Here is a 26,330-nt window from a genome sequence, read left to right as displayed (position 1 = left end):
GCCGGGGCGGCGCGGCGCGGCCGTCCCCGGGCCTCGGCGCGGCCCGCCCCGGCCCGGGGACCGTACCCGGCGACCGTCCCGCCGATCCCGACCGTCCGGCCGCGCCGGCCGGACGGTCCCCCGGCGGCTCCCCCGGGCACGCGGGACACGCGAGGCACGCGGGGCACGAGCCGGGGCCGCCCGGCTCCCGGACCCGGCACCACAGGGACCCGTATGCGGGCGTCGATGTCACGAAACCGGGCGAGAGGGGTACGTAGGTTCCCATGACACCTGAGCGTCCCGAACGGGAGATCCCGGACTCGATGGTTCCCGCCACGCCGACCGCCACGTACCGGCTCCAGCTGCAACCGGAGTTCCCCTTCGCGGCCGCCGAGGCCGCCGTGCCGTACCTGGCCTCGCTCGGGGTCTCCCATCTGCACCTGTCCCCCGTCCTGGAGGCCGTACCCGGCTCGGGGCACGGCTACGACGTGGTGGACCACTCGCGCGTACGCGAGGAACTGGGCGGCGAGGCCGGACTGCGCTCCCTGGCCCGCACGGCGCGCGCGCACGGGCTCGGTCTGGTCGTGGACATCGTGCCGAACCACATGGCCATGGCCCCACGTCACAACCGCCCGCTGTGGGAGGTGCTGCGCGAGGGGCCCGAGTCACCGTACGCGCGCTGGTTCGACATCGACTGGGACGCGCAGAACGGCCGGCTGCTGCTGCCGGTGCTCGGGGGCCGCCTCGGCACGGAGATCGACCGGTTCAAGGTGGACGGCGACGTACTGCGCTACTACGACCACGAGTTCCCGCTGCGCGAGGGTACGCGGGAGCTGCCGCTGCCCGAGCTCCTGGACGCGCAGTGGTACCGCCCGACCTGGTGGCGACTGGCCCGCACCGAGCTGAACTACCGTCGTTTCTTCAGCATTTCGGAACTCATCGGGGTGCGTGTCGAGGACCCGGAGGTGTTCGCGGCGACCCACGGCAAGATCCTGGAGCTGCTGGCCGACGGTGTGCTCGAGGGGCTGCGCGTCGACCATCCGGACGGCCTGGCCGACCCGGACGCGTATCTGCGCCGCCTGCACGAGGCGACCGGCGGACGCTGGACGGTCGTGGAGAAGATCCTCGCCGACGGTGAGCCGCTGCCCGCCGCCTGGCCCGTCGCCGGCACCACCGGCTACGACGCGCTGCGGCACGTCGACGGCCTCTTCACGGACCCGGCGGGAGCAGATGAACTGTTGCTCGGGTACCGGCGGTTCGCGGCCCCGCAGGACGACCTGGGCGGCTCCTGGGAGGCGACGGTGCGCCGGGCGGCGTACAAGGTGATCACCCACGAGCTGGCCACCGAGTTCGACCGCCTCACCCGTGTGGCGGAGCGCCTGTGCGACCGCTCCGCGGACCCCGGACTGCGCGACCACGCTCCCTGGGCCCTGGGCGCCGCGCTGCGCGAGCTTCTCGTCCGGGTCGACGTGTACCGGCCGTATCCCTCCACGGACGCCTCCGCGGTCGTCACCGCGGAGGCCGCCGCCGAGGCCCGTGCGGTCTTCACCGTTCCGGAGGAGGCGCACGCGGTCGACGTCGTACGGAACCTGGTGCTCGGGCGCGGCGCGGACGGCCCCGAACACGCGGAGTTCCGGGCGCGGTTCGCGCAGACCTCGTCCGCGCTACGGGCCAAGTCCGTGGAGGACACCGCGTTCTACCGCTACGTGCCCCTGCTGTCGGCCAACGAGGTGGGCTGCGATCCGGAGGCTCCGGCCGTGTCCCCGACGGACTTCCACGCCTACTGCGCGCGCGTGCAGCGCGACTGGCCCGGCACCGGTACGGCCCTGTCCACCCACGACACGAAACGCAGTGCCGACGTCCGCGCGGCCCTGTCCGTACTCACGCAGTGCCCGCGCCGGTGGGGCGACCTCCTGGCCGAGCTGACGCCGCAGGGGGCGGCGGGCGTACCCGACCCCCAGACGGCGTGGGCGGCGTGGCAGACGGTCTTCGGGCTGGGCCCCGCCGACGCCGACCGCGTCCAGGGCGCGCTGCTGAAGCACGTCCGCGAGGCCGGCCTGCACACCGCCTGGACCGAGCAGGACCCCGCGTACGAGGCGGCGGTCGCGGCGTTCGTCGCGGCGGGCCCCTGCGGGGTGCCCGGACGGCACGTCGCCGCCCTGCGGGCCGCGCTCGCGCCGCACGTCCGGGCGAACGTCCTGGGGGCCGCCCTGGTGCAGCTGACCATGCCCGGGGTGCCGGACGTGTACCAGGGCACCGAGGCCGAGTACCTGGCGCTGGTGGACCCGGACAACCGGAAGCCGTTCGCGCCGCCGCGGCCTTCGGCCCGGGACGCCGCGGCGGTCTCCGAGAGAGTCTGCGAAGAGGTGTCCGAGAAGGCCGCGCTCACCACGGCGGCGCTCCGGCTGCGCGGGCGGCGCCCCGACGTCTTCGGCGACAGGGCGACGTACGCGCCGCTGACGGCGGTGGGGCCGGGTGCCGCGCACTGTGTGGCGTTCGTACGCTCCGGGGAGGTGGTCTCGGCCGTCACCCGGCTGTCGCTGCGGCTGGCGGACGAGGGCGGCTGGCGCGACACGCGCCTCGCGCTGCCCGCGGGACGCTGGGCGGACCTGCTCGCTCCGGGACGGGAGTTCACGGGGCAGGCGCGCGTGGCGGAGCTCTTCGAGGGGTTGCCGGTGGCCCTGCTGGAACGCGTCGGGGAAGACGGACCCGCGGCCTCCGTGGACCCCGTGGACCCCGCGGCGAGCGGCTGATCAGGGCCGCCGCACAGGGCCGAGCGTCCAGGGCCGGGCACACAGGGCGACCCCCGTACGCTCATACGGGTGACGCCGGGGGCCCCGCCGGGCCCCGGTCCGCGCGCGAGGCCGACGAACGCCCCGTCGGACCTCCTGCTTTCGGTGGTGCGCGCGCCGGCCGCCGACGGTGGACGCCGCCTGGCGGGCCGGGCACCGCTCCGCATCCGCTTGACAGTTACCGCAGTCCGTGGAGTACTGCGGAAGGCGATGCAGGGCGGACAAGTCGGGGGGTGAGTCTCCTGCAGGAGCTGCGCTACCCCAGCGTGACCGAAATCGTCGCGTCCGCACGGGCGTTGGCGGGTCACCGGCCCGAGCTGTGCACGCTCAGACAGGTCGGTGCCTCCCGCGCGGGCAGGCCGCTCCACCTGCTGTCCGTCGGTCACGCGCGGCGCGCGGTCCTCGTCGTCGCGGGCGCCCACGCCAACGAGCCCGCCGGTGGTTCGACGCTGCTGTCCCTGGCCGAACGCGTGCTCCACGAGGTGGAGTTGCGGGCCGACACCTCCTGGCACTTCCTGCTCTGCGCGGACCCGGACGGGGCGAGCCTGCATGTGACACCGGCGCCGCGCACCCTGCTCGACTACCACCTCGGTTTCTTCCGTCCGGCCGGACCCGAGCAGCCGGAGTGGTCGCCGTCCGTACTGCCGCCCGACCGACTGCCACCGGAGACCCGCGCCCTGATCCGGGTCATCGACGAGCTGCGGCCCTACCTCCAGGCGACCCTGCACGGCACGGATCTCGGCGGCAGCTGGGTGCAGTTGACCAAGGACATCCCGGGTCTCGCCGAGCCGTTCGCCAAGTCCGCCGCGGAGCTGCACATCCCGGTGGAGACGGGCGCGTCGGACGCCGCGGGCTGGCCGGCCTCCGGACCCGGCGTGCATGTGATGCCGGCCCCCGGCTCGGACGCGGCCTATCCGAGCATGCCCGACGACGCGCGGCACAGCACCTGGTACCACGCGCACCGGTACGGGGGACTGACCGCGGTCGTAGAGGTCCCGATGTGGGCCAGCGATCTGGTGGCCGACCCCGCGCCGCACCCGGCACCGGCGGAGGCGATGCGGGGTCTGGCGGGCCGGCTGCGGCGGGACGCGCGTCGGGTGGAGACGGTGCTGACGGAGGCCGCGCCGCGGCTGCCCGGCCCCGACGGGCCGCTCCTGCGGGCCGCCAAATGGGCGCTGGAGCTGGTGCCGGGGCTGGCCGACGACTGGGTCCGGACGCCGCCGGCGGACACCACGAGGGCGTACGTCGGCAGCGTGGACGCGTTCGGGCGCCGGCTGCCGCTGCGGGCCGCGGCGATGCTGTTGCGCGTCCTCCAGGAGGCCGACGACCGCGCGGCGCCGCGCCTCGAACACCTCGTCTCCTCCTGGAGCGACGCCTTCGCCGAAGGCTTCGGCGCCCGCTGGGTGCCCCTGGAGCATCAGGTCGAGCACCAGTCCCGCACGGTGGTCGCGGCGGCCCTGCACGCACGCGACAACGCGGCCTGAGCTACTCCCCCAGGGCGAACACCGCGCCCGTGGCGGCGCCCATCACGCAGGAGTTCGCGAAGGTGTGCGTGTAGCTGACCGGGCGGCCGTTCCACTCGCCCCGCGCGGCTGCGGTGACCGGTGCGTAGATCATGGGACACAGCGCGCCGGGCGTGGCCGGGATCCGGCCGATGTCCCCCTCGGCCGCGGTGAGTTCCGCGCATGCCTGCGACGCGTGGGGGTGGCCCTGGGGCGGGTCGCAGAGCAGCACGGCGCCGCGGGTGTCGGTGGCGGGGGTGCCAGGGGTGACGGTGCCAGGGGTGACGGTGCCGGGGGTGCCAGGGGTGTCGGTGCCGGGGGTGCCAGGGGTGACGGTGCCAGGGGTGACGGTGCCGGGGGTGACCTCCGCTCGGAAGGCTCCTCGTCGGGGTGCCCGGGGAGAGGGCTCCGGAGGAGAGGGCTCCCGAGGCGCACGCGAGGACGCGCCCGGGGAGACTTCCCGGACGCCTCGGGCCGGGTCACGGAGGGGCCCACGGACGGGTGAGAGGGCTCGGGGCGAGGCCTCGCCCCGGGTGACCGTGAGATGGAGCCAGTTGCCGGGGGCGGCCCGCCGGGACATCGCCGGGGGCGGCGCCGGTACGGAGACCGGTACAGGGGCCGGTGCGAGGGCCGCGGTCAGGGCAGGGGCGGACGTCGTGGTCAGGGCAGGGGCGGACGTCGCGGCAGGGGCCGAGGCCGACACACGGACCGGTGCGGAGGCCGAGGTCTGGGCCGGTGCCGCGGCGGCTGTGAGCAGGGCCGCCGCGACCAGCACGGCGCCGCGCGACGCTTCGGAGGTTCTCGTCATTCCCGGTGCATCGGCAGCGCGGCCTGTGAACTCCACCCCGTCTCACCCGAAGGGGAGCCCACCGGCGCGTACCGCCCGGCGAGTTCGAACGCGGCGATCACCACCCGCGCCTGGTACTCGACCTGGCGTGCGACCGGGATCCAGCGCGCCCCGCAGCCGTCGCGGTAGTCGGCGCACCAGGCGTCGATCAGCCCGTCCAGTTCCGGCAGGGCCTCGCGCGGGTCGCGCCCGGAACGGGTGACGAGCTGGTGCAGCAGCCCGGCCGTGCGCAGGGCGACCCGGCGCCCGGCGAGGCGCAGGGACGTCAGCCGGGCGGTGCCGAGCGACGGTAGGGGCCGTGAACCGGAGTCCCGCAGATCGGGGTCCCAGGAGTCCGCGAGGCCGGGGCCGACCAGTAAATAGTCGTCGACGGGCGCGAGGAGGCGGGCCGTGTCCGGAGCGGTGCCGAGACCGGGGCGCACGCGCTCGAGGATGCCCTCGAGAACGCGTGTGTCGTCGCGCAGCGTGTGGCTGACGGACCGCAGCACCGCGTCGGCGTCGGCGGGCCGGGCGGCGTCCTCCACGGCCGCCACGCCCCACATGGGTGCCTCGACGACCGCCGTGACGGTTCCGTGGCGGTGCGGATGGAACCAGGTGGACTCCACCGCGGCCTCGGTGATCGCGGCAGCCAGGTCGCCGCGGTGCGGCGGTGGGATGCGGTAGACGGCGGGCCCGAGCGTCGGCCAGTAGAGCGTGTCGTACGGTCCGAGCTCGCGCGGGATGCCGAGCCGCGCGGCGGTGTGGGCGACGCGCTGGGCGAGGCCGGGCAGCTCGCGGGTCAGTTCGACGAAGGCGCCGCCGACGTCGACGCCGTGCAGCGAGCACTGGAAGAACGGCCGCAGTTCGTCCTGGAGGTCGAGGAGGGCGCGGGTCTCGGGCAGGGTCGCGCCGTCCGCGCCCTCGGGCAGCCACTCGGGCTGTTCGAGGAAGCCGGGGCGGAAGAAGTGCCGGAAGTAGCGGCCGAGGGTGTACGGGCCGGACAGCCATGCCTCGTTGCGGCGGGAGCCGTCGGGGTCGAGGCAGAGCAGCAGGTTCCAGGTGGCGTCCGCGCCGTCACGCAGCCGGGGATCGGCGAGCACCCGCTCCGCGAGGCGCAGGACCGTGGCGCCGCCCACCGGCTCGTTGGCGTGCGGTCCGGCGACGACGAGGGCCTGTCGGCGGCCGTGCCCGACGGACAGGAGCCAGAGGGGTGTGCCGGCGCGTGAGGTGCCGACGCGGCGCAGCCGGGCGTCCCTCGGACGGCGGGCGACGAGCGCGGCGGCACGGGCACCGAGTTCGTCGACGGTCGGGTAGCGGAGGAGTGGCGGCAGGGCGCACCTCCACACATATGGTGCCGTCGCTTCACCTGATGTACACGGTGTACGCACAGTCAGTCACGACTGTGAAGGTACGTCAACACCGCGGAACGTAAGGGACAGCGAGGAAATCGCTGAGTGAAACCCAGGCCAGAGCTCGGTCCGGGCGGGCCGGAGACACGGGTTTCCGGTCGGCAAGGGGCATCGGGCGGGCCGGACGGGCCGGACGGATCAGGAGGACGACAGCCGGAAGAACATCCGTCCGAAACCGATCTGGTCGCCGTCCTTGACGACGGCGGCGCCGATCACCCGCCGTCCGTTGACCGTCGTCCCGTTGGTCGACCCCAGGTCGCGCAGCACCCACAGGCCGCCCTGGCGGCTCAGTTCGGCGTGGATCCGCGACACCGTCTCGTGGTTGAGCCGCAGCCCGCTGGCGGGGTCGCGCCCGATCCGCAACGGGTAGCCGTTGCCCGGGTGGGGCAGCAGCAGCTTCGGGAGCCGCTCGGCCTGCCAGGCCCTGCGCACCCGTACGGTGAATCCGGAGACCGCCTCGACGGTGCCGAACACCAGCTTCGACCAGCGGCCCTCGGTGGTCAGGTCGGCGGTGAGCGCGGCGAGTTCGTCGGACCGGCGGGCGGAGAGCGCCAGCTCCATGCGGCGGATGAACGTGTCGTGCGAGAGACGTCCGAGAGCGACGCCGTCACGGAGGGCCTTCAGCGCCCGGTCGCGTTCCGCGTCGGACAACCGCGCGGGGTACGTGTGGAACTCGAAAGACGACGTCACGCAGGTGATTGTCGGTCAGGAGGAGCGGGGTGTCCAGAAGACCCGGAAACGGCCGCCGCCACCGGCATGTTCCCGCCGCGCGTCCATCACGTGGCGAACGCGCGGCAAATGGGTGGAGAGGAGCGCGAATCGATCTCGCGTGGCGCACCATGGACGGGCGACGTCACGCAGAGCGGACAAGGGGGAACCGTCAGTGCGGTTCGAGGTGTGGGCACCGCAGGCCGGCCGGGTGGCACTCCACTGCGAGGGCGCCACGAGCGCGCTGGCGCGTGATCCGGAGCGCGCCGGGTGGTGGACGGGAGACGCGGACGCACGGGACGGGACGCGCTACGGGTTCGCGGTGGACGACGGTCCCGTACTGCCCGATCCACGCTCGCGGCGGCAGCCGGACGGTCCCGACGGGCTGAGCGCCGTGGTCACCCAGGACCGGTACGCCTGGCGCGCCGAGTGGGCCGGGCGTCCGCTGCAGGGCGCGGTCCTGTACGAGCTGCACGTCGGCACGTACACCGCCGGGGGCACCCTGGACTCAGCCGCCGAGCGGCTCGGGCACCTCGCGGAACTGGGCGTCACACACGTCGAGTTGATGCCGCTGTGCCCGTTCCCCGGGCGGCACGGCTGGGGCTACGAGGGTGTCTCGCTGTGGGCGGTCCACGAGCCGTACGGCGGCCCCGAGGCGCTCAAGCGCTTCGTCGACCGGGCGCACGAGCTGGGCCTCGGCGTCGTCCTCGACGTGGTGCACAACCACCTCGGGCCGTCCGGGAACCACCTGCCCGCGTTCGGGCCGTACTTCACGGACACCCATCAGACACCCTGGGGCTCGGCCGTGAACCTGGACGCGCCCGGTTCGGACGAGGTCCGGGCGTATCTCGTCGGCAGCGCGCTGGCGTGGCTGCGGGACTACCGGCTGGACGGGCTGCGGCTGGACGCGGTGCACGCGCTGCGGGACACCCGCGCGCTGCACTTCCTGGAGGAGCTGTCCACGGCCGTGGACACGCTCGCCGCCGACCTGGGCCGGCCGCTCTTCCTGATCGCCGAGTCCGACCTGAACGACCCTCGGCTGATCTCCTCCCGCGAGGAGGGCGGTCTCGGGCTGCACGCCCAGTGGAACGACGACTTCCACCACGCGCTGCACACCACTCTGACCGGTGAGGCACAGGGCTACTACGCGGACTTCGCGCGGGCCCCGTTCGCGGCTCTCGCCAAGACGCTGACATCGGGCTTCTTCCACGACGGCACGTATTCGAGCTTCCGCGGGCGACGCCACGGCCGGCCGCTCGACCGTACCCGCGTCCCGGCGCACCGGCTGCTCGGCTACTCCCAGACCCACGACCAGATCGGCAACCGTGCCCAGGGCGACCGCCTTTCGGCGTCCCTCTCCCCCGGGCAACTGGCCTGCGCGGCCGCGCTGACGCTCACCGGGCCCTTCACGCCGATGCTGTTCATGGGCGAGGAGTGGGCCGCGGGCACGCCCTGGCAGTTCTTCACCGACCACACCGATCCCGGACTGGCGGAGGCCGTACGGCGGGGCAGACGCCGGGAGTTCGCCGCGCACGGCTGGGCAGAGGAGGACGTCCCCGACCCGCAGGACCCGGCGACGCGGGAGCGTTCCTGTCTGGACTGGTCGGAGCCCGACAAGGCGCTCCACGCGCGCGTGCTGGCCTGGTACCGCGACCTGATCACCCTGCGCCGGAATCACCCCGACCTCTCGGACCCCGACCTCGCCGCCGTCAGGATCGTCCACGACGAGGGGGCCCGCTGGCTGGCCCTGCGGCGCGGGGACGTCCGGGTGGCGGTGAACCTCGGCAAGGAGGCGGCCGAGATCCCCCTCGGCCTCAGCCGGGCGCGTGTGCTGGCCGCCTGGGAGCCGGTGCGGACACCGGACGCGGACGGGCTGCTGAGCGTGCCCGGCGAGTCGTGCGTGGTACTGACGCAGGAGTGAGGACACCGACCGCGGGGACCGCGGACCGCGGGGACGGCGCACCGCGGGGACCGCGGACCGCGCACGGAGGCGTGAGCGTGCCCTCACCGGTGTACGGGTGCCTCCGACGGCACGGGTCCGGCGTCTCGCTCGCGGGCTCGACGGTGCACGGGGCGGCGTACGGGGTGCCGGGGGGGGCTCAGTCGTCGCCCGGCAGTTCCGTGACCCGTTCCAGCAGGATCGACTCCCAGGCGTGGCGGAGTTGGGTCCGCAGCGGCGCCAGGGGGCCCTCGTCCCGGCCCGCGAGCCGGTCGGCGAGCCGGATCACCGTGTCGCAGCGGGACAGCCACAGGCCGCGCAGGCAGGGCCGGGCACCGTACCCGGCGAGGGTGGCGGCGCGTACCGCGGCGGGAGCGCCCACAGCCGTGGCGAGCCCGGCGATGTCCTCGGCGGGATCCCCGAGGACCGCGCCGGTCCAGTCGAGGACGCCCCGCACCCGCCCGTCCGCGCTCACCACCAGGTGTTCACCCCTCAGATCGTGGTGCACGAGGACGGCGGCCGCGGTCTGGGCGGCTAGCTGTCCGACGGCGGCCGCGGTGAGCTGCGCGAGGTTCCCGGGGTCGAACTCGTCCTCGGCGGCCAGCCGCTCGGCGGCCCGCTCGGCCGCCGCCCGCAGTTCCTCCAGGGAGCGCGGCTCGGCGCGGGGCACGCCGAGCGCCTCCGCCTGCCGTACGGGCACCTCGCGCAGCCCGGTGAGCAGACCGGCCAGGTCCGCCTCCCCGACGGCAGAGACGTCCCGCACGTCGCCGGAGCACCCGGGCAGTCTGGTGTCCAGGGTGCAGGCCAGTCCGACCGCCCAGTCCCCGTGCGCGACGCTCTTCGGCACGGCGACCCCGACCAGCGGACGGACCAGGTCGCGCACCCTCAGTTCCCGGCGTCCGCGCGTCGCGGCCTCGCGGTCCCGGGTGAGCCGCAGCACATGCCGGCGGCCGACCCACCAGGTGGAGTGCCCGCCGCCCTCGGTCACCGGCCGCACCTCGGGCCCCTCGTCGGCCGGCTCGCCGCCGGCGATCAGTGAACGGACGAGTCGGCGGACGGTGTCCGCGTCCGGTGCCGGTGCCTGGGTCATGGTCGCGCCATGGTGCTCCCGGTGGCCGCTCAGTCGACGATCGCCATCTCGCGGGACGTGGTGTTGAGGCGCCATCCGCCCTCCTCGGTCACCGTCACGATGTCCTCGATGCGCACCCCGAAGCGGCCGGGCAGATAGATGCCGGGCTCCACCGAGAAGCACATCCCCGGTACGAGGGGCTGCTCCTCGCCCTCGATCATGTAGGGCGGTTCGTGCGTGGTGACGCCGATGCCGTGCCCGGTGCGGTGGATGAAGCGGTCTCCGTATCCCGCCCCGGCGACGACCGCGCGGGCCGCCCGGTCGACGTCCTGGCAGGCGGCTCCCGGCCTGACCGCCGCGACGCCCGCCTCCTGGGCCGCGCGCACCACGTCGTGGACCTCGCGCTCCTCGGCGTCCGGTTCGCCGACGTGGACCGTGCGGGAGGTGTCGGAGCCGTAGCCGTGCTTGAGGCCGCCGAAGTCGAGGACGACCATGTCGCCGCGCTCGATGACACGGTCGCCCGCCTCGTGGTGCGGGTTGGCACCGTTGGGCCCCGAGGCGACGATCGTGAAGTCGACCTGGGAGTGCCCGAACTGCCGGAGCAGATCGGCGATGTCGGCGGCGACATCGGTCTCCCGGCGTCCGCCGAAGGGAACCTTCCGGATTTCCTCGTACGTCGCGTCGGCGGCCTCGCCCGCGGCCGCCAGCCGCTCCAGTTCCGCAGCGTCCTTGACGGCGCGGAGCATCGGGAGGGCGTCGGTGAGGGCGACGTAGCGGGAGTCCGGCAGCCGCTTCTGGAGACCGAGCAGGTGCAGTGCCCAGCCGTTGTCGCTGACGCCGAAGCGGCCGCCGGCGTCGACGAGCGACGCGGTGGCCTCGTACGGGTCCTTGCCGTCGGTCCAGTCACGAAGGGTCAGCGTGGGGGCCGCGGCCGCCGCGTCCGGGGCCTCCAGGGTGGGCACCACCAGCACGGGGTCCTGTCCGGCCCGCAGCACCAGCAGGGTGAGCCGCTCGGTCTCCACCGGCCGGTAGCCGCTCAGCCACACCAGGTCGGGCCCGGGGGCGACCAGGAGACCGTCGAGTCCGGCCGCCGCGGCGGCCTCGGCCGCGCGCCGCATACGGGCCTCGTAGTCACCGGCGGTGAAGGGCGTGGGCGTGCCGGTCATCCATGCCTCCGCATGTCCGAGTTCCTCCCTGGGGCTACGGGCAGCATCCTGCCCCTTCGCCCCGGCCCTCGCGAGCCGCTCGCGACGGCCACGGAGCCGATCCGGGGGTCTTATGGACGATGGTATGCCCCTGTGGCCCGAGATCCGCCGGTTCGCGACCGCGCCCGACGCCCTGTCCCCGGGCCGGGCCGCACACCGGGGACGAGCCAGGCGCCGCCGCCCGCTCAGGTCACGATGCCCGGGACGGCGGTCAGCCGCTGACGGCCGCCGCCGGCGTGGCGCACACCGAGCGTCACGGCGCTCCCCGGGTCCGCCGCGGCGACGGCCCGCGCCAGCTCGGCGGCCGAGCCGAGGCGGGTCCCGTCGAAGGCGTCGAGCACGTCTCCGCGGACCAGACCGGCCGTGTAGCCCGGACCGGGATCGTGGACACCCGTGATCAGCGCGCCGGCGCCCTTGGGAGCGTCGACGGCCTCGACCCCGAGCGTCGCGGTGACCGCCCCGACACCTCCACGCGTGGACCCGGACGGGGGCGCCACGCTCGCGCCGCCCGCCCCGGGCCCGGGGCTCCGCCCCTGCCCCTTCCCCGCCTCCTGCGCCCGCCCGTGCCCCTGTCGTCGTCCCTGCCCGGTGGTGGCGTCGCCGGCCTGCTTCTCCAGGTCCGCCAGCCTGCTCATGCCGATCACCGTGGCGCCCACGGTGCCGAGGCCGACGCCCGACAGGACCAGGACGGTCCCGACGAAGAGACCGAAGAGCAGGGACATCAGCCGCCTGCCACGGCGCCGCACGGCGTGCGGGCGCCGGACGGCGGGCGCCGGACGGCCGTCACCGCCCGGCTCCTGACCGGGCATCGGCTTGGGACGCAACGCGGTCTGTTCCATGGATCGCCTCCGGCAGCTGCTCTACGGACCGCCCCCGGTTGTTGCTCTACCCCGCGCCCCGGCGCACCACGATTCACGAACGAGTGAGACTGACACCCGCGTTCGAACCACTCGCGCGCCCCCGCCCGAACCGCACCACGGGCGAAGCCGGAAGTCCCGTTGTCGGTGGCGGCTGTTACGTTCGGTGACATGACGGATCACGCTCTGCGTCTGCTGCGGAAGAACCCCCGCCTGGCCGAACTGGCCGCGTTCCCCTTCTCCTTCGACCTCGACCGCGCGGAGCACGGCGAGGACGTACGGCTCGCCTCCGGCGGTCCACTGGAGCCGATAGCGGGTGACGACACGGGCGGAACGTACTTCGTGTGCGGGGACGGCTCCGTGCTGTACGCGGATTCCGAGGGTTCGGCCGGAATCATCGGCGACAGCGTGGACGAGGCGCTGGAGGTGCTGGTCGGCCTGCCCGGGTGGCACGACCACCTGGGGCTCGCGCCGGCCGACGGGGAGGAGAGGATCCTCGCGGCGGTCGCCGAGACGGAGGAGGAGATCCGGGAGTCCTACGGGATCGACGCCGAGCGGGAGGAGTTGCGGGCCGGGCTCGGCCTGCCCGAGCGCTCTCCCGTGGAGCTCGTCGGCCTGCTGCACACCGCCCTGTCACGGACCGAGCCCGACTTTCTGCTGCTCGGCGCCGAGGAGGGCGGTGCCCACGACCTCCTGGACCCGCACCCCCGTCCGCCGCTGTGGGAGACGGTCCTCGCGCGGGGCCGCGCCGACCTGGCGCTGCTGCGGGCGGGCGCCGCGTGGGACGAGGTGGCCGGGGACCGGGCGCGGCGCGCGCTCGCGCTGCGTGCGGCCCAGTTCGACCGGCGCGAGGGCGACCTGCCGCTGCTGAGGCACCTGCTGAGGCACGAGGCCGAGGCGTCCATGACCGATGAACTGCGCCTCGCCGCCGTCCTGGTGGGCCTGCGCGGCCTCCCGGAGGACCTGCCGCTGCTGCTGGAGGTGCGCGAGTCGGACTTCGACACCTGGTGCGGACTGGGCGGCATGCCCGAGCCGGGCGCGGAACCGGCCGAGCTGCTGAGGTGGGCACGCGATCTCGACGACTCGTCCTTCGGCGCCGATCCGGCGGACGAGCCGCTGTGCACCTGGACCGGCCTCGCCCGCGAGCAGGGCCTGGCGGAAGTCGCCCGCGTCGCACTGATCCGGGCGCTGGACGACTTCGACCTTCGCGTGTACGCGGCCGGGCGCGACGGCAGGACCCCGGACCGCCGGCCGGCGGACCCGCTGGGTTCCCTCGTCCACGAGTTCGAGCAGTTGGGTGACACCTTCCGCCCTGCGCGCCCAGCGCCTGCGCCTGCCGCTTCTCACCACGGCCCGCGACCGTGTCTCGGCCCTCCTCGGACTCGCCCGGCTGGAGCGGGAGGAGGGCCGCTTCGCGGAGGCCACCCGTACGTTGACGTCGCTGCGCGACACCCTGGCGAACCCCGGCGACGACACGACGGCGTGGTGGCGAGAGACCAACCTGGGCGCGTACGTCGTCCAGGAGCATCACGCGCTCGCCCGCGCCGCCGCCGTCGACACGACGTTCGCGAAGGAGGTCGGTGAGGTCACCGCGGCCGCCGCGGAGCTGCTCGCGGGCCTGTCCGGGGCGGCCAGGGCGTCCGCCGGGCGGAGCCGCGCCGAGGAGACCGCCGACGTCACCTCGGCCGCGGCACGGCCGGAGCGGTCGGTGCCCGCCGGTCCGTCGCCCGACCCGTCGAACCCCCCGCACTCGCCGACTCCGTCGAGCCCGTCGGGTCCTCGGGATCCCACGGCAGGGTGAACTCGGCGGCCGCTCCCGCGCCCCGGGGAAGCCTGAATGCCTTCGCGTCACCGACTCCCCCGGCCCCCACCCCGGCGGCCGGACGGAACGCGGGCGCGGCCTCGGCCGCCGGTGCCGGTGCCGAGGCCGCGGGAGCGGGAGCGGGAGCGGACCGATCGAGGGAGGCGAGGAAGTCGGAGGGAACGGCCGGAACCGGCGGGGGGCCGTTTCCCGGACCGCCGAAGGGAACCCCGGGCACGCGGTCCGGTACGAAGCCGTGGGCGCGGCGGGCGAGGTCCTCGGCGCCGTAACGGCGGCACTCCTGGTGCCACTTGAGGATTCCGGCCAGCCAGTTGCGCAGCTCCCCGACATAGCCGTCCATGATCTCGCGCACCTCCCTCGACAGCTTGAAGTCCTCGTACAGAAGGGGGAGTTCATGGGCGGCGACATGCTGGAACTGCTGCATGCGCTGGGTCATCAGGTCGTGGATGACGCCGAGTGCGGTCGGGTAGTCGCAGCCGAAGAAGTTCTGGACGACGAGGATGCCGTTGTGGATCTCGCCCTCGTACTCGATCTCCTTCTGGTACGAGAAGACGTCGTTCAGGAGCATCGCGTAGTCCATCGCCGCGTTCTCCAGCGACCGGACGGGACCGCTGCGGTAGACCTCCGGCGGGACCTTCCGGCCGTGGCCGAGCCGGCACAGGCTCATGGTGAGCTCCGAGCCGAAGGTGGCCCTGCGCATCTCCAGGTAGTCGACCGGATCGGGGATGCGGTGCTGGATCTGGTTGGACAGCTCCCACGCCCAGCTCTCCGTCATCACGTCGATCGTGGACCGGAACTGCCGCCGCTCGTCGGTGTTCATGTCCGCGGTGGTGCGCCGCCAGAGGTCGATGAGGCCGCGCTCCATGCCGTTGGCGGGGACGGGGACCTCCTCGCCGTCGACGGGCATGCAGGCCGACAGACGCGCGGTGACCAGTTTGGCCGCGGCCAGGTCGCGGCGGTTGCCGAAGACGAGCGGGTAGTAGTCGTCGCCGTACGTGCCCCAGGCCAGCCACCGCGAGCTGATGTCGAGGGCGTCCCGGGTGGCGTCCGGATGGATGCCGGCCGCGCACAGCGGGAGGTCGTACGCGTCCAGCTTGTCCTCGTCCCAGACGCCCTCCTGGAGCATGCCCATGGCGTGCATCCAGTCGGTGAGGCGGTGCCGGGCCCCGTCGAGATGGGGGCTGAGCGTCACCTCGAACGGCATCAGGAAGCCGGGCAGTCGCGACGGACCGACCTTCTGGAACGGGACATGGGTGTACGCGCGCTGCCGCTCGGCCCCGGCGGCGGAGAGCAGGGCGCCGACGTCCAGGGCGGAGGTGCCGAGCACACCGGCGCCGAACGGCCGGTTCTCCTCCAGGGCGCCTTGGTTCATGTACCGGCTGGACCGCATGTGCCACTCGTGGCCGCCCGACTGCCAGTCCTGGAGCCCCTGGGTGTACGCGGCGACCGCCGCGACCTGGTCCGGGGTGAGCCCGTTCTCCACGGCGAGCGCGGGGACCTCGGTCAGGGCCGTGTGCTCGAACTGGTGCAGGCGTGAGGTGAGGATGTCGTTGACGGTCTCGGCGGCCTGCTGGGTGGTGCAGCCGAAGAAGGTCTCCAGGACGAGGACGCCGTTGCTGAGTTCGCCCTCCTCCTCGACCTCCCGCTGGTAGGAGAACAGGTCGTTGCGCAGGTGCACGCTGTCCGAGAACGTCTCCATGAGCACCCGGAGCGGCCTCGACCCGGCCACCGGGGCGGGCACCTCGGCCGTCGCGTACTCGACGAGCCCGGCCGACCAGGGGGCTCCGCCCACCTTGCGGCGCATCTCGATGTACTCGACGGGGTTGGCGATCCGCCCCTCGTTGATGTTGGACAGCTCCCACATCGACTCGTTCAGCAGATGCTCGGTGGAGACCGCGAAGCGCTCGCGCCACCCGAGCGACATCGAGGGCACCGTACGCGCCCAGAGGTCGGCCAGCCCCGCCTCGACCGGGTTCCGCGGCTCCGGCACGGGGGTCGAGAGGTCCGGCGGCATGAAGAGGGGCAGCCGGTCCAGGTAGTCCTTGCCGCCCTGGCGGTCCTGGGTGCGCTTGAAGATCTCCAGGAAGTGGTCGTCGAAGAAGAAGACCCACACGTACCAGTCGGTGATGAGCGAGAGGGCCGGCCCGTCGCAGTCGGGGTGCGTGTACGCGCACAGCAGCCCGTAGTCGTGCGCGTCGAGGTCGGACTGCTCCCAGATGCCGGAGCCCTCCAGCATGCCCATCCCCCGGGCCCAATCGACCGTGTGGGCGCGGGCCTCGTCGAGATGGGGGTTCAGCCGCGCGGGATGCGGCATGTAGAAGTGCGGGAGTTCGAACGGCTGCGTCATGGCCGGGCCCTACCCAGGGCCCTCCGAGCACATCCACCCACCGGGACATGATCACACCATCGCGTGAATCCGTACGAAACAGCCTGTTCGGCCCGGCCTGTTCAGCTCGCTCGGGGCGGTCGCGCCGGTTCGGGCCGATCGGCGACGACACCCACCCCGCGGGAGCACGGTCGCAATCGGTCCCTTCGCGCGTCGGGGGCTCCCCGGCGGTCAGCCGGTCGTCCGCGGGCGCTCTTGCCGACGCGGGCGCCCGGCGTCACCGTGGGCGCATGACCTCCTTCGTGCTTCCTCATGAAGTGCACGGCGACGGCGCCCACAAGGTGATCGCCGTGCACGGCTGGTTCGCCGACCGGTCCGCGTACGCGGCCGTGCTTCCCGACCTCGACCGCGCCGCGTTCCAGTACGCGCTGGTCGACCTGCGCGGCTACGGGGAAGCGAGGGACGTCGCGGGCGCGTACACGACCTCCGAGGCGGCCGCCGATGTCGTCGAACTGGCCGACCGGCTGGGGTGGGCGCGGTTCTCGGTGATCGGCCACTCGATGGGGGGCGCCGTCGCGCAGCGCGTGCTGACGCTCGCCCCGGGCCGGCTGCGCCGGCTGGTCGGGGTCTCGCCGGTGCCCGCGTCGGGGCTGCCCCTGCCGGAGGACCAGTGGGAGCTGTTCGCGGACGCGGCGCACCGGCCGGAGAACCGGCGGACCATCATGGACGTCACGACCGGTGGCCGGCTGCCCGCGGCCTGGCTGGACCGGATGGTGACACGGTCGCTGGCGCTCAGCGACCCGAAGGCGTTCCGCGCCTACCTGGACTCGTGGGCCGGCGCGGACTTCCACGCCGAGGTCGAGGGCGCACGGGTGCCGGCACTGGCCGTGACGGGCGCGCTGGACCCCGCCCTGTCGGCGGCCCTGATGCGGGAGACCTGGATGCGCTGGTACCCGGACGCCGAACTCCATGAACTGGCCCGGACCGGGCACTACGCGATGGACGAGAGTCCGCTCGACCTGATCGGCGTGGTGGAGTCCTTCCTGCGCGCGGAGGAAGCCGACGCGGACAGGGCCGGGGGCGAGGCGTGAGCGTACGGGAGGCCGCGCCGCCCGTCCCCGACGTCTTCGACCCCCGGCGGTACGCCGACGGGGTCCCGCACTCCGCCTACCGCACGCTGCGCGACCATCATCCCGTGGCCTGGCAGGACGAACCCGAGGTGCTCGGCTGGCCCGCCGGAACCGGGTTCTGGGCGGTGACCCGGCACGCGGACGTGGTCCGGGTCCTCAAGGACGCGGCGACGTACTCCTCGCGTCTGGGAGCGACCCAGATCCGGGACCCCGATCCGGACGATCTGCCGTTCATCCGGCGGATGATGCTCAATCAGGACCCTCCGGACCACGGCCGGATGAGGCGTCTTGTCAGCCGCGCGTTCACACCCCGCCGGATCGAGCACTTCACCTCGGCCGTCCGCGGACGGGCCCGCGCCCTGCTCGAGGGCGCGGTCCGCGAGGCCCGCGCGGGTGACGGCCGCTGCGACCTCGTCGCCTCCGTCACCGACGACTACGCCCTGCTCAACCTCGCGGACCTGCTCGGCGTGCCGGAGAGCGACCGCGGCCTGCTGCTGCACTGGACGCGTCGGGTGATCGGCTACCAGGACCCCGACGAGGCGGGCGAGCCCGTCCATGACGCGCGGGGCAGGCCCGTCGATCCGCGCTCCCCGGCCCTGCTGCGGGACATGTTCGCCTACGCGCACCAACTGGCGCTCCACAAGAGGACCCATCCGGGCGACGACGTGCTGACCACTCTCGCCACCGACCCCGAACTCGCCCCGGCGGAACTGGAGATGTTCTTCTTCCTGCTCACGGTCGCGGGCAACGACACCGTGCGCGGCGCGGCTCCGGGCGGCCTTCTGACGCTCGCCCGGCATCCGGACGCGTATGCCGCCCTGCGCTCCGGGAAGGTCGGGCTCGGCACCGCGGTGGACGAGTTGCTGCGTCTGCACCCGCCCGTCCTCACCTTCCGCCGTACGGCGGTCGTCGACACCGAGCTGGCGGGGCGGCGCATCCGCGCGGGCGACAAGGTGGTCGTCTTCCACGCCTCGGCCAACCACGACGAGCGCGTCTTCACCGACCCGCACCGGGTCGACCTGGCCCGCTCCCCCAACCCCCATGTCTCCTTCGGCGACGGGCCGCACGTCTGCCTGGGCGCGCACTTCGCGCGGCTGCAACTGCGTGTGCTCTACGAGGAGTCGCTGCGCGCCCTGCCGTCACTGACCACGGCCGGAGCCCCGCGCCGTCTCGTCTCGAACTTCATCAACGGCCTCAAGTCACTTCCCGTGCACGTGGGATGAGCCCGCGGTCTCAGCACCGCACCTGGATCAGCGCGTGGGTGCCGCCGGTGCGCCAGCGCTGGTCCTCGGCCGCGACGAGCGCGGTCTCGGTGCGGGGGGCGAGACCGACGACCACGTCGGACTTGAGCGTGCGCAGGGCGGCCACCGGGCCCGGGAAGTAGGCGGTCACCGTGGCGAAGGGGGTGGTGGCCGGATAGCGCCGGTCGCCCACGAGACGGCGGTAGTTCAGGTCGCCCTTCATGAGGGTGACGTCGGCCTCCGCGAAGTCCCGGCGCAGGTCGTCGGGCATGTCGGCGTAGGGCAGCGGGGCGCAGGAGAAGGGGTGGGCCCGGACCGTGAGACGCCCGTCGGTCATCGCCGACCACAGGCGGTGCCCGGACGCTCCGGCCGCCCCGGGCGCGGCCGTGAGACGGCGCAGGGCGTCGATCACGTCGGCGGTGGTGGCGTCGGAGACGTAGTACGGGTACGGCTTCACGTGCAGGACGGCCCGCTCGACGCGACGACCACGCAGAAGGTGGTCGATGAGCAGCAGATCGGGGACGAGTTCCCGGCCGGAGTTGTCCGCGACCACGCAGAGGGTGCCGCCGGCGAACAGGCTTCGCAGCATCTCACCCTCGTTCGCAACCAGTTGGGAGTCGGCGGCTGTCTCGTCACCCGCGGCCGCGAGGCGGAACCCGAGGTCCGCGCGGTTGCCCCACAGCGACCCGAGCAGCAGCGCCTCCTCCTGTTCCGCCACCGGACGGCCGGCCAGCCCGTCGAGCGCGGCCAGCTCCTCGTCGGCCTCAGGGGTGTCGAGCTCGGCGAGCTTGAACGGCCGGAAGGGGTCGATGCCCTGCCACGGACCCGGGTCGAAGTAGCCGACCGCGTCCAGGAGTTGGCGGTAGAAGTAGCTCTCGGACCAGAGGAAGGGCACGTCGAACCAGGGCCGGCCGAAGTACTCCCGGCCGCCCCAGGTCTCCCACCGCTCGCGGTCCCGCGCCGGCTCGCCGAGCGGTTCGATGACACCCTCGGCGGAGTTCTTCAGCAGGGCGTCGAGCGCGCGCCGCTGTTCGGGGCCGTACGGGAAGGCGTCCCGCACCTTCCGGATGAGCGCCGGGTGCCGTTCGGCCAGCACGCTCCGGGGGAACGAGCCCGGTACGTTGCCGAGGATCACGGGCGCGCCGGCGGGAGCGGGGGGTTCGGCGGAAGCGACGGGCTCAGGCATGCGGCTCACCGTACCGGCCGCGGCCGCGGTACCGGCCGAGCCGGCGGCGGGCCGCGGCAGCGCGTCGGCACCCCGCCCGGCGGTGGCCCCCGGTCCGCTGGAGACCCTCCTTCACACACCCGGCGGCACGCCCCCGCACCCCGGACGCGGACGCGTGGCGAACCGCCCCGCGTCCCCGATCCGGACACACCGCCGCACGCCCCCCTGCACCGGCGCACTCCGGATCTGAACACACGGCCGCGCGCCCCCGTACTTCCCCTTGCAGTGCAGCCCTGCGGCCGTCACGCAGTGCGGCCCTGCGGCCGTCGCCGCGAGACGCGGTACGGCAGCGCCCGCATCCCCAGCCGTCGAGGAGACCCACCGGATGACCGCACACCGCACCGCCACCGCGGCCGCTGTCGCCGCGGCGGCACCGCTGCTCCTGCTGACGTGGGCCGCGGGACCGGCCCAGGCGCACGGGGCGCCCACGGATCCGGTCAGCCGGGTCGTGGCCTGCTCCCCCGAGGGCGGCAGCAACAACCGCACCGCGGCCTGCGGGGCGGCGATCGCGGCGAACGGCGCGCCCTTCACCGCGTGGGACAACCTCCGGGTCGCCGGCGTCAACGGCAGGGACCGGCAGGTGATCCCCGACGGGAAGCTGTGCAGCGGGAACCTGCCCGCGTACAAGGGCCTCGACCTCGCCCGCGCCGACTGGCCCTCGACCAGGATGACCCCGGGCGCGACCTTCACGCTCTCCTACAGTTCGACGATTCCGCACACCGGGACCTTCAAGCTGTATCTGAGCAAACCGGGTTACGACCCGTCCAAGCCTCTGACCTGGTCCGACCTGCCGACCAAGCCGTTCGCCACGGCCACCGACCCGGCGCTGGTGAACGGCGCTTACCGGATCAGGGCCACGCTCCCGTCCGACCGCACCGGCCGTCAGATGCTCTACACCATCTGGCAGAACACGAGCACGACGGACACCTACTACTCGTGCTCCGACGTGGTCTTCCCCGCCACCGCCCGTGGCGCGGGCAGCGGTGGCAAGGCGGCGTCGACGACGGCACCGGCGCGGCGGACGACCGCACCGACCCGCACGGCGGGCAAGACCGCGGAGCCGACGAAGTCCCCGGCCGAGGGGTCCCCGACGCCCTCGCGGTCGGCCGCGCCGTCCGCGGCGCAGGTGTCCGCGCCCGACCACCTCACTCCGGCCGCCGACACCTCGTCCGGCGGCAGCGGCTCGCTCCCCCTCGTCGCGGGGGCGGGGGGAGCGGCGGCCCTCCTGCTCACCGCGGGCGTCGCGCTCACGCTGCGACGCCGGCGGTGACCGTGGTCCGGTGGTCGGTCAGTTGACGGTCACCACCGGGCTGCCCGGCTGGGTGGTGTCGGTGACGGGTGCGTACTTGGCGGTGAAGTAGCCGTTGCTGAAGCACAGGGACGAGCCCGACGCCTTCGCGAACTGCTGGTTGGTGAAGGTGATGCTGTTGTCGGTGTTGCTCGCCGTGCCGGTCAGGCCGGGGGCCCGGTAGACGCAGGTGATGCTGCCGAGAAGGGTGCGCAGCACGACGGTGGTCTGGATGGTCGAGCCGGCCGCCGGGGTGACGGTGACCGTGCCGTCGGAGGCGACGGTGGTGGTGTACGGGAGGTTGTTGACCGTGACGCCGGTGACGCCGAGTACGCCGATGACGTTGCTGGTGCAACTGCCGAAGGTGTGGCCGGTGAGCGACTCGGTGGCGGCGCCGGGGGCCGTCGGGTTGTCGGTGGCCGTGGCGGTGAAGGCGGACGCGGCGCAGGAGACACCGCTCGTGCCGGTGCTGCTGGAGTAGAGGGTGGCCTTGGTGCCGCTCGCCAGCGAGGCGGTGAGCACATCGCCGGTGGCGACGGCGGCACCGCCCGCGGTGAGCACCGGGGTGTCGTCGGCGGAGGCGGGGGAGATCGCGGAGACCGAGAGAGCCGCGGCGACGCCGACGAGGGCGAACAGGGATCGCGTACGCATGGGGGAGCCTCTTTCTGATCTGACGGGGGTGCGGGGCCTGGTTCGGAGAGAGGTGCGGTCCCGGGTTCACCGGGGGGCATGGTCCTGGCCGTCCCGGTGGACACGGAGCTTGCGGCCGCTGCCGGCCCGTGACGTCTTCTCCGTACGCGACGGACCGGCAGCGGCGAGGGGCCACCGGGCGCGGCCCCGAGGAGGGAAGGCGGCCGTGCCGGTGCCGTGGGGGGTGAGAACGGTGACGAGGACGCGCACGGGACGTTCAGAGGTGTCACGCACGCCCCGCCGCAGGGGGCGGGGGCCGGGAGGGTGACATGCGCCGTGCTGACGGACCCGGCGCCACGGATCCATCGGAAACAAGGCTGAGTTGTAGACCTGATGGACAGTCAACGTCAAGGCACTGTAGGGAAGTTGGAGGTCAGAGGATCGTCGGCGGCGGGCCGTGCACACAGATGCCACACAATCGACATCCGCTTGCCACAAGTCCCTTGACCCGCGAATGTAACCCCCGGTAACTTCCAGGAAGGCTACTGCCGCGTAACGAGAAAGCCCTTGCGACCGCCGGGAGTCGCGAGGAGGCGTTCGCGGCAGCCCTGTCCGCGCCAGGACACGTGCCGCTCAAGCCGCACCTGCGTTGACTATGTCCAGGGAGCAGAACATGGCCTCGTCCTCGGACGCCACGGCGTCCACCGGTCCCACCCCCGTGAACCCCGAAAGCGGTTCCGACCGACGCGGGCGGGTCCGTCTGCGCCGCTCCGCGGTGATGGCGGTGCCCGCCACCGCGATCGCCGCGGGACTGATGATCCTCACCGCCCAGGGTGCCCTGGGCGTGCAGTTCGCCATCTCCGGCATGCCGTTCGTCGTGACGGCCACGGAGCTGAACGGCACCGGCTTCGAGCAGTTCGGGAACCTCGACAACATGGCCGAGGACAGCCCGAACGCCGGCGACACCGGCGGCCAGGTCCTCGTCGTCACCTCCGCCATCAAGAACGCGACGCTCACCAAGCTGTGCCAGAGCGTCGACCTGGGCGGCACCAACCTGGTCATCACCGCGGGCGGCGGCTCGGACAAGGTGCAGGCGACCGACCTGACCACCGACTCGACCGAGCTGTCGGGCGACGCGTCCTTCGGGAACATCGAGATCGGCAACGACGCGAGCACGCTCGACAAGGCCGGCGTCCAGGGGAACAAGGGCGTCTTCAGCCAGCAGGCCGACACCGTCCACATCGGCAACCTGCGGCAGACCAACTACGCCACCACTGCAGCCGTGTTCAAGCTTCCGGGCCTCAAGCTCCGCTTCAGCGGCACGGGTTGCTGATGTCCCGGCTCCGGGATCCGAGGTCGGACTTCCGGCGGTGGCGCGCGCGCCGCCCCTTCTGGGGCGGGCTGCTGCTCACCCTGGGCGGGGCGGAGATCCTCCTGACCGAGAAGGCGTCCCTCAAGGTCGTCATGCACATCGGCATGCAGGGTGTGGCGGGCTATCTGCTGCCGACGGTCATGCTCGTGTGCGGTCTGCTGATCCTCTTCAACCCCGCGCAGCGGCTGTTCTACTCGCTGCTCGGCATCCTTCTGTCGCTCGGCACCTGGCTCACCTCCAACCTCGGCGGCTTCTTCCTCGGCCTGCTCCTCGGCGCGGTCGGCAGTTGCATGGCCTTCGGCTGGCTTCCCGACCAGGAGCCGCGCAGGCGTCTGCTGCGCGGGCGCCGGCAGCGGCAGACCACGGCGACGAAGGCGTAACCCAAGAGGCTCGGAAGGGCCCGGCGAAAGAGCCCGCCCCGGCCGGGCACAGGACGGTGGACGGCCGGGGCGCGAGCCGCGGACGCCCGGGTCGCGACCGCCCCGGACCGACGTGCCGCACGGACAGCTCCCGCTGTCCATCGTGGTTCACCGTGCGCGAAGCACCCGGACGCGCCCCGCGTCCGCTCCGACCCCTGAGTTGATGCGACTGCCCGATCACCGCATGCTTGTACATATGGTGATATTGCCGGGCGACGTGGGGCGCGCGGCCGCGAGAGGCGACGCCATGGTGGTGGTCGACGCCCACGGTGTCGTCAGGGGGTGGAGCGAGGGCGCTCGCCTGCTGACCGGCTACGCGGCCGCGGAGATCGCCGGACGTCCGGTGTCGGCCCTGGTGGACGGGGACGCCGCCGCTGCCTGGCGGATCCTGCGTACGAGCCACGGCGCGATCGTCGCCGTACGGCACTGGGACGGTCGGCGCAGCGAACTGGCCCTGCGGGTCTGCCCCCTCCAGGGCGAGCACGGCGAACAACGGGGATACGTGATCACCGCGGCGCCGGACGAGCGCGGCCGGATGCTGGGCGAGCTGGCCTTCACCCAGTCGTCGACGCCGATGTCGGTCTTCGACACCGAACAGCGGTATCTGCGGGTCAACGACACGGCGTGCCGGATCCTGGGGGTCCAGGAGGCCGAGGTGCGCCACCGCTTCTTTCCCGACACCGTGGAGAACGCGGAACTCAGCCGCGGGTTCCTGCACCATCTGCGCAAGGTGGTCGAGACCGGACGGCCGGTCCGCTACGAGAGCTGCACCCGCTCCCCCTCCGGACTGCGCACGCACGCCTGGAACATCGAGATGTGGCCGCTGCGTGAGCGGGCCGGGGAGCTGCTCGGGGTCGGCCTTGCCGCGTTCGACAGCACCGAGGAGTACGGGACACGGCAGCGGCTCGCCCTGCTGAACAGGGCCGCCACCTGCATCGGCACCAAGCTGGACGTGATCCACACCGCCCGGGAACTGGCCGAGCTGACGGTGCCCAAGCTGGCGGACTTCGCGAGCGTGGACCTGCTGGACTCGGTGCTCCGGGGCGACGAACCCGCCGTGGGGCCGGTCGACGCCGAGGTGGAACTGCGCCGCGTCGCCCACCACTCCCGCACCGCCGGAGTGCCGGAGGCCGCGGTCGACCTGGGCGCGGTGGACGTCCATCCGCCCTCCTCCCCACCGGCCCGCGCCCTGGCCACCGGCCGTGCGGTGCTCGCCGGGACCGGTGATCCGGGGGTCGAGACCTGGCTCGCGCAGTACGGCTCCCGGTCCGCCCGGCCGCACCGGGCGAACCGCCCCACCCTCTCGCTGATGGCCGTACCGCTGGTGGCGCGGGGCACCACCCTGGGGGTGGCGGTCTTCGCCCGGCTGCTCACCGCCGACCACTCCGACCCCTTCGACCGGGACGACGCGACGCTGGCGCAGGAGCTGGCCGGCCGGGCGGCCGTCTGTGTGGACAACGCCCGCAGGTACACCAAGGAGCGCACCACCGCGCTGGCCCTGCAGCGCAGTCTGCTGCCGCAGGCGATGGCGGGCCAGGCGGCGGTCGAGTTCGCCTCCCGGTATCTTCCGGCGCTGTCCCGGGCGGGTGTCGGCGGCGACTGGTTCGACGTGATCCCGCTGTCCGGGACCCGGGTGGCACTCGTCGTCGGCGACGTCGTCGGACATGGCATCCACGCCTCCGTGACGATGGGCCGGCTGCGCACGGCCGTGTGGACGCTGGCCGACGTCGATCTGCCCCCGGACGAGCTGCTCACCCACCTCGACGACCTGGTCGGACACCTCGCGGGCGACGACGGAGCGACGGGCGGCGAGATCGGCGCCACCTGTCTGTACGCGGTCTACGACCCGGTCTCCCGGCACTGCACGATCGCCGCCGCCGGGCACCCGCCGCCCGTCGCCCTGTTCCCCGACGGGACCGTCCGGGCCGTCGAGGTCAGCGCCGGACCGATGCTCGGGGTCGGCGGCCTCCCGTTCGAGTCCACCGAGCTGGACCTGCCGGAGGGAACCGTGCTCGCCCTGTTCACCGACGGTCTCGTCGAGGCCCGCGACCTCGACATGGACGCGGGCACCACCCTCCTGGGCGAGGCGCTGGCGACCCCCGCCGGGAACCTGGAGGACGTCTGCGACAACGTACTCAAGGCCCTGCTCCCCCGGCGCCACGCCGACGACGTGGCCCTGCTGCTGGCCCGTACCCGCGCCCTGGACGCCGAACAGGTGGCTCGGTGGGACCTGCCGGCCGATCCGGCGGTGGTCGCCGACGCCCGGCGGTACGCGACCGAGCGGCTGGCCCGCTGGGGACTCGGCGAGATCGCCACTGTGACGGAACTGGTCGTCAGCGAACTGGTCACCAACGCCATCCGTTACGGCGGCACGCCGATCCAGCTCAGGCTCATCCGCGACCGCGCCCTGATCTGCGAGGTCTCCGACGCCAGCAGCACCTCTCCCCATCTGCGCAGGGCCCGCAGCTACGACGAGGGCGGCCGCGGCCTGCTCCTCGTCGCCCAGCTCACCGACCGCTGGGGCACCCGCACGACCTGCGCCGGGAAGACGATCTGGGCCGAGCAGGCACTGCCGGTCCCCTGACCGCGAC

Annotated in this window: 19 protein-coding genes; 10 read left to right on the top strand and 9 right to left on the bottom strand. The window is 73.6% G+C overall.

Annotation, left to right across the window (positions count from 1 at the left end; translation table 11 throughout):
* Nucleotides 1-263 precede the first annotated feature (263 nt).
* Together treY and ACFVTC_RS32115 are read left to right on the top strand one after the other, a co-directional pair.
* Entirely contained in the window at nt 264-2,732 is a 2,469-nt protein-coding gene (gene treY, locus ACFVTC_RS32120) for a malto-oligosyltrehalose synthase (RefSeq protein WP_390131972.1), read from the top strand.
* Nucleotides 2,733-3,004: 272 nt separating this feature from the next.
* Nucleotides 3,005-4,255: a M14 family zinc carboxypeptidase gene (locus ACFVTC_RS32115; RefSeq protein WP_390131971.1), complete on the top strand. Its 1,251-nt coding sequence runs from the start codon at nt 3,005-3,007 to the stop codon at nt 4,253-4,255.
* Between the two features lies 1 nt (nt 4,256).
* Here the strand turns inward: ACFVTC_RS32115 and ACFVTC_RS32110 are convergent, their stop codons facing one another.
* The 3 genes from ACFVTC_RS32110 to ACFVTC_RS32100 all read right to left on the bottom strand — a co-directional run bounded on the left by ACFVTC_RS32110 (nt 4,257) and on the right by ACFVTC_RS32100 (nt 7,198).
* Entirely contained in the window at nt 4,257-5,081 is an 825-nt protein-coding gene (locus ACFVTC_RS32110) for an SSI family serine proteinase inhibitor (RefSeq protein WP_390131970.1), read from the bottom strand.
* A complete protein-coding gene (locus ACFVTC_RS32105) occupies nt 5,078-6,445 on the bottom strand; it encodes a M14 family zinc carboxypeptidase (protein ID WP_390131968.1) in 1,368 nt (455 codons plus the stop codon). Before ACFVTC_RS32105 ends, ACFVTC_RS32110 begins: the two co-directional genes overlap by 4 nt.
* Before the next feature lie 201 nt (nt 6,446-6,646).
* Nucleotides 6,647-7,198, bottom strand: coding sequence for a DUF1707 and FHA domain-containing protein (locus ACFVTC_RS32100; RefSeq protein ID WP_168530704.1), 552 nt, complete (start codon nt 7,196-7,198; stop codon nt 6,647-6,649).
* 193 nt (nt 7,199-7,391) lie between these two features.
* Here ACFVTC_RS32100 and treZ point away from each other — a divergent pair, with 193 nt between their 5' ends.
* Nucleotides 7,392-9,137, top strand: a complete 1,746-nt coding sequence (gene treZ / locus ACFVTC_RS32095; protein ID WP_390131967.1) for a malto-oligosyltrehalose trehalohydrolase — start codon at nt 7,392-7,394, stop codon at nt 9,135-9,137.
* A gap of 178 nt (nt 9,138-9,315) precedes the next feature.
* Here treZ and ACFVTC_RS32090 read toward each other — a convergent pair whose 3' ends face one another.
* The 3 genes from ACFVTC_RS32090 to ACFVTC_RS32080 all read right to left on the bottom strand — a co-directional run bounded on the left by ACFVTC_RS32090 (nt 9,316) and on the right by ACFVTC_RS32080 (nt 12,268).
* Entirely contained in the window at nt 9,316-10,245 is a 930-nt protein-coding gene (locus ACFVTC_RS32090; protein WP_390131966.1) for an aminoglycoside phosphotransferase family protein, read from the bottom strand.
* A gap of 29 nt (nt 10,246-10,274) precedes the next feature.
* The gene (locus ACFVTC_RS32085) at nt 10,275-11,390 is read right to left on the bottom strand and encodes an aminopeptidase P family protein (protein WP_390131965.1); all 1,116 of its coding nucleotides are present in this window, start codon (nt 11,388-11,390) and stop codon (nt 10,275-10,277) included.
* 224 nt (nt 11,391-11,614) lie between these two features.
* Nucleotides 11,615-12,268 carry a PDZ domain-containing protein gene (locus ACFVTC_RS32080; RefSeq protein ID WP_390131964.1) on the bottom strand — a complete coding sequence of 218 codons (654 nt, stop codon included), beginning with the start codon at nt 12,266-12,268 and terminating at the stop codon, nt 11,615-11,617.
* A gap of 189 nt (nt 12,269-12,457) precedes the next feature.
* Here ACFVTC_RS32080 and ACFVTC_RS32075 point away from each other — a divergent pair, with 189 nt between their 5' ends.
* A complete protein-coding gene (locus tag ACFVTC_RS32075) occupies nt 12,458-13,870 on the top strand; it encodes a hypothetical protein (RefSeq protein ID WP_390131963.1) in 1,413 nt (470 codons plus the stop codon).
* A gap of 92 nt (nt 13,871-13,962) precedes the next feature.
* Here ACFVTC_RS32075 and ACFVTC_RS32070 read toward each other — a convergent pair whose 3' ends face one another.
* Entirely contained in the window at nt 13,963-16,455 is a 2,493-nt protein-coding gene (locus ACFVTC_RS32070; RefSeq protein WP_390131962.1) for a germacradienol/geosmin synthase, read from the bottom strand.
* A 269-nt stretch (nt 16,456-16,724) separates the two neighbouring features.
* On the opposite strand from ACFVTC_RS32070, the gene ACFVTC_RS32065 reads away from it, so the two are divergent.
* Nucleotides 16,725-17,525 (top strand): alpha/beta fold hydrolase, encoded by an 801-nt coding sequence (locus ACFVTC_RS32065; RefSeq protein ID WP_390131961.1) that lies wholly within the window; start codon nt 16,725-16,727, stop codon nt 17,523-17,525.
* Nucleotides 17,522-18,787: a cytochrome P450 gene (locus ACFVTC_RS32060; protein ID WP_390131960.1), complete on the top strand. Its 1,266-nt coding sequence runs from the start codon at nt 17,522-17,524 to the stop codon at nt 18,785-18,787. The genes ACFVTC_RS32065 and ACFVTC_RS32060 overlap by 4 nt, the downstream gene beginning before the upstream one ends.
* 10 nt (nt 18,788-18,797) lie before the next feature.
* On the opposite strand, the gene ACFVTC_RS32055 is transcribed toward ACFVTC_RS32060, so the two are convergent.
* The gene (locus tag ACFVTC_RS32055) at nt 18,798-19,991 is read right to left on the bottom strand and encodes a damage-control phosphatase ARMT1 family protein (protein ID WP_390131959.1); all 1,194 of its coding nucleotides are present in this window, start codon (nt 19,989-19,991) and stop codon (nt 18,798-18,800) included.
* 364 nt (nt 19,992-20,355) lie between these two features.
* On the opposite strand from ACFVTC_RS32055, the gene ACFVTC_RS32050 reads away from it, so the two are divergent.
* The gene (locus ACFVTC_RS32050; RefSeq protein WP_390131958.1) at nt 20,356-21,300 is read left to right on the top strand and encodes a lytic polysaccharide monooxygenase; all 945 of its coding nucleotides are present in this window, start codon (nt 20,356-20,358) and stop codon (nt 21,298-21,300) included.
* An 18-nt stretch (nt 21,301-21,318) separates the two neighbouring features.
* Here ACFVTC_RS32050 and ACFVTC_RS32045 read toward each other — a convergent pair whose 3' ends face one another.
* Entirely contained in the window at nt 21,319-21,969 is a 651-nt protein-coding gene (locus ACFVTC_RS32045; protein WP_390131957.1) for a Tat pathway signal sequence domain protein, read from the bottom strand.
* A gap of 652 nt (nt 21,970-22,621) precedes the next feature.
* Here ACFVTC_RS32045 and ACFVTC_RS32040 point away from each other — a divergent pair.
* From ACFVTC_RS32040 to ACFVTC_RS32030, 3 genes are all read left to right on the top strand, one after another.
* Nucleotides 22,622-23,281, top strand: coding sequence for a DUF6230 family protein (locus ACFVTC_RS32040; RefSeq protein WP_329291119.1), 660 nt, complete (start codon nt 22,622-22,624; stop codon nt 23,279-23,281).
* Nucleotides 23,281-23,700 (top strand): DUF6114 domain-containing protein, encoded by a 420-nt coding sequence (locus ACFVTC_RS32035; RefSeq protein WP_390131956.1) that lies wholly within the window; start codon nt 23,281-23,283, stop codon nt 23,698-23,700. The genes ACFVTC_RS32040 and ACFVTC_RS32035 overlap by 1 nt, the downstream gene beginning before the upstream one ends.
* A gap of 235 nt (nt 23,701-23,935) precedes the next feature.
* Complete coding sequence (locus ACFVTC_RS32030) at nt 23,936-26,323, top strand: SpoIIE family protein phosphatase (protein WP_390131955.1); 2,388 nt, start codon at nt 23,936-23,938, stop codon at nt 26,321-26,323.
* Nucleotides 26,324-26,330 lie beyond the last annotated feature (7 nt).

Origin of the sequence: Streptomyces sp. NPDC057950 (genome assembly GCF_042887295.1) — a bacterium.
Classification (GTDB): Bacteria; Actinomycetota; Actinomycetes; order Streptomycetales; family Streptomycetaceae; genus Streptomyces; species Streptomyces kaempferi.
The sequence above is the reverse complement of the archived record's forward strand: the minus strand, read 5'-3'. Positions and strand labels throughout refer to the sequence as shown.

Bases quoted from the DNA above. Each gene is read 5' to 3' on its own strand.
- ACFVTC_RS32085 (WP_390131965.1), bottom strand. From the start codon at position 11,390: ATGACCGGCACGCCCACGCCCTTCACCGCCGGTGACTACGAGGCCCGT.
- ACFVTC_RS32070 (WP_390131962.1), bottom strand. From the start codon at position 16,455: ATGACGCAGCCGTTCGAACTCCCGCACTTCTACATGCCGCATCCCGCG.
- ACFVTC_RS32065 (WP_390131961.1), top strand. From the start codon at position 16,725: ATGACCTCCTTCGTGCTTCCTCATGAAGTGCACGGCGACGGCGCCCAC.
- ACFVTC_RS32075 (WP_390131963.1), top strand. From the start codon at position 12,458: ATGACGGATCACGCTCTGCGTCTGCTGCGGAAGAACCCCCGCCTGGCC.
- ACFVTC_RS32090 (WP_390131966.1), bottom strand. From the start codon at position 10,245: ATGACCCAGGCACCGGCACCGGACGCGGACACCGTCCGCCGACTCGTC.
- ACFVTC_RS32110 (WP_390131970.1), bottom strand. From the start codon at position 5,081: ATGACGAGAACCTCCGAAGCGTCGCGCGGCGCCGTGCTGGTCGCGGCG.
- treY (WP_390131972.1), top strand. From the start codon at position 264: ATGACACCTGAGCGTCCCGAACGGGAGATCCCGGACTCGATGGTTCCC.
- ACFVTC_RS32045 (WP_390131957.1), bottom strand. From the start codon at position 21,969: ATGCGTACGCGATCCCTGTTCGCCCTCGTCGGCGTCGCCGCGGCTCTC.
- ACFVTC_RS32035 (WP_390131956.1), top strand. From the start codon at position 23,281: ATGTCCCGGCTCCGGGATCCGAGGTCGGACTTCCGGCGGTGGCGCGCG.
- ACFVTC_RS32080 (WP_390131964.1), bottom strand. From the start codon at position 12,268: ATGGAACAGACCGCGTTGCGTCCCAAGCCGATGCCCGGTCAGGAGCCG.
- ACFVTC_RS32030 (WP_390131955.1), top strand. From the start codon at position 23,936: ATGGTGATATTGCCGGGCGACGTGGGGCGCGCGGCCGCGAGAGGCGAC.
- ACFVTC_RS32055 (WP_390131959.1), bottom strand. From the start codon at position 19,991: ATGCCTGAGCCCGTCGCTTCCGCCGAACCCCCCGCTCCCGCCGGCGCG.
- ACFVTC_RS32040 (WP_329291119.1), top strand. From the start codon at position 22,622: ATGGCCTCGTCCTCGGACGCCACGGCGTCCACCGGTCCCACCCCCGTG.
- ACFVTC_RS32050 (WP_390131958.1), top strand. From the start codon at position 20,356: ATGACCGCACACCGCACCGCCACCGCGGCCGCTGTCGCCGCGGCGGCA.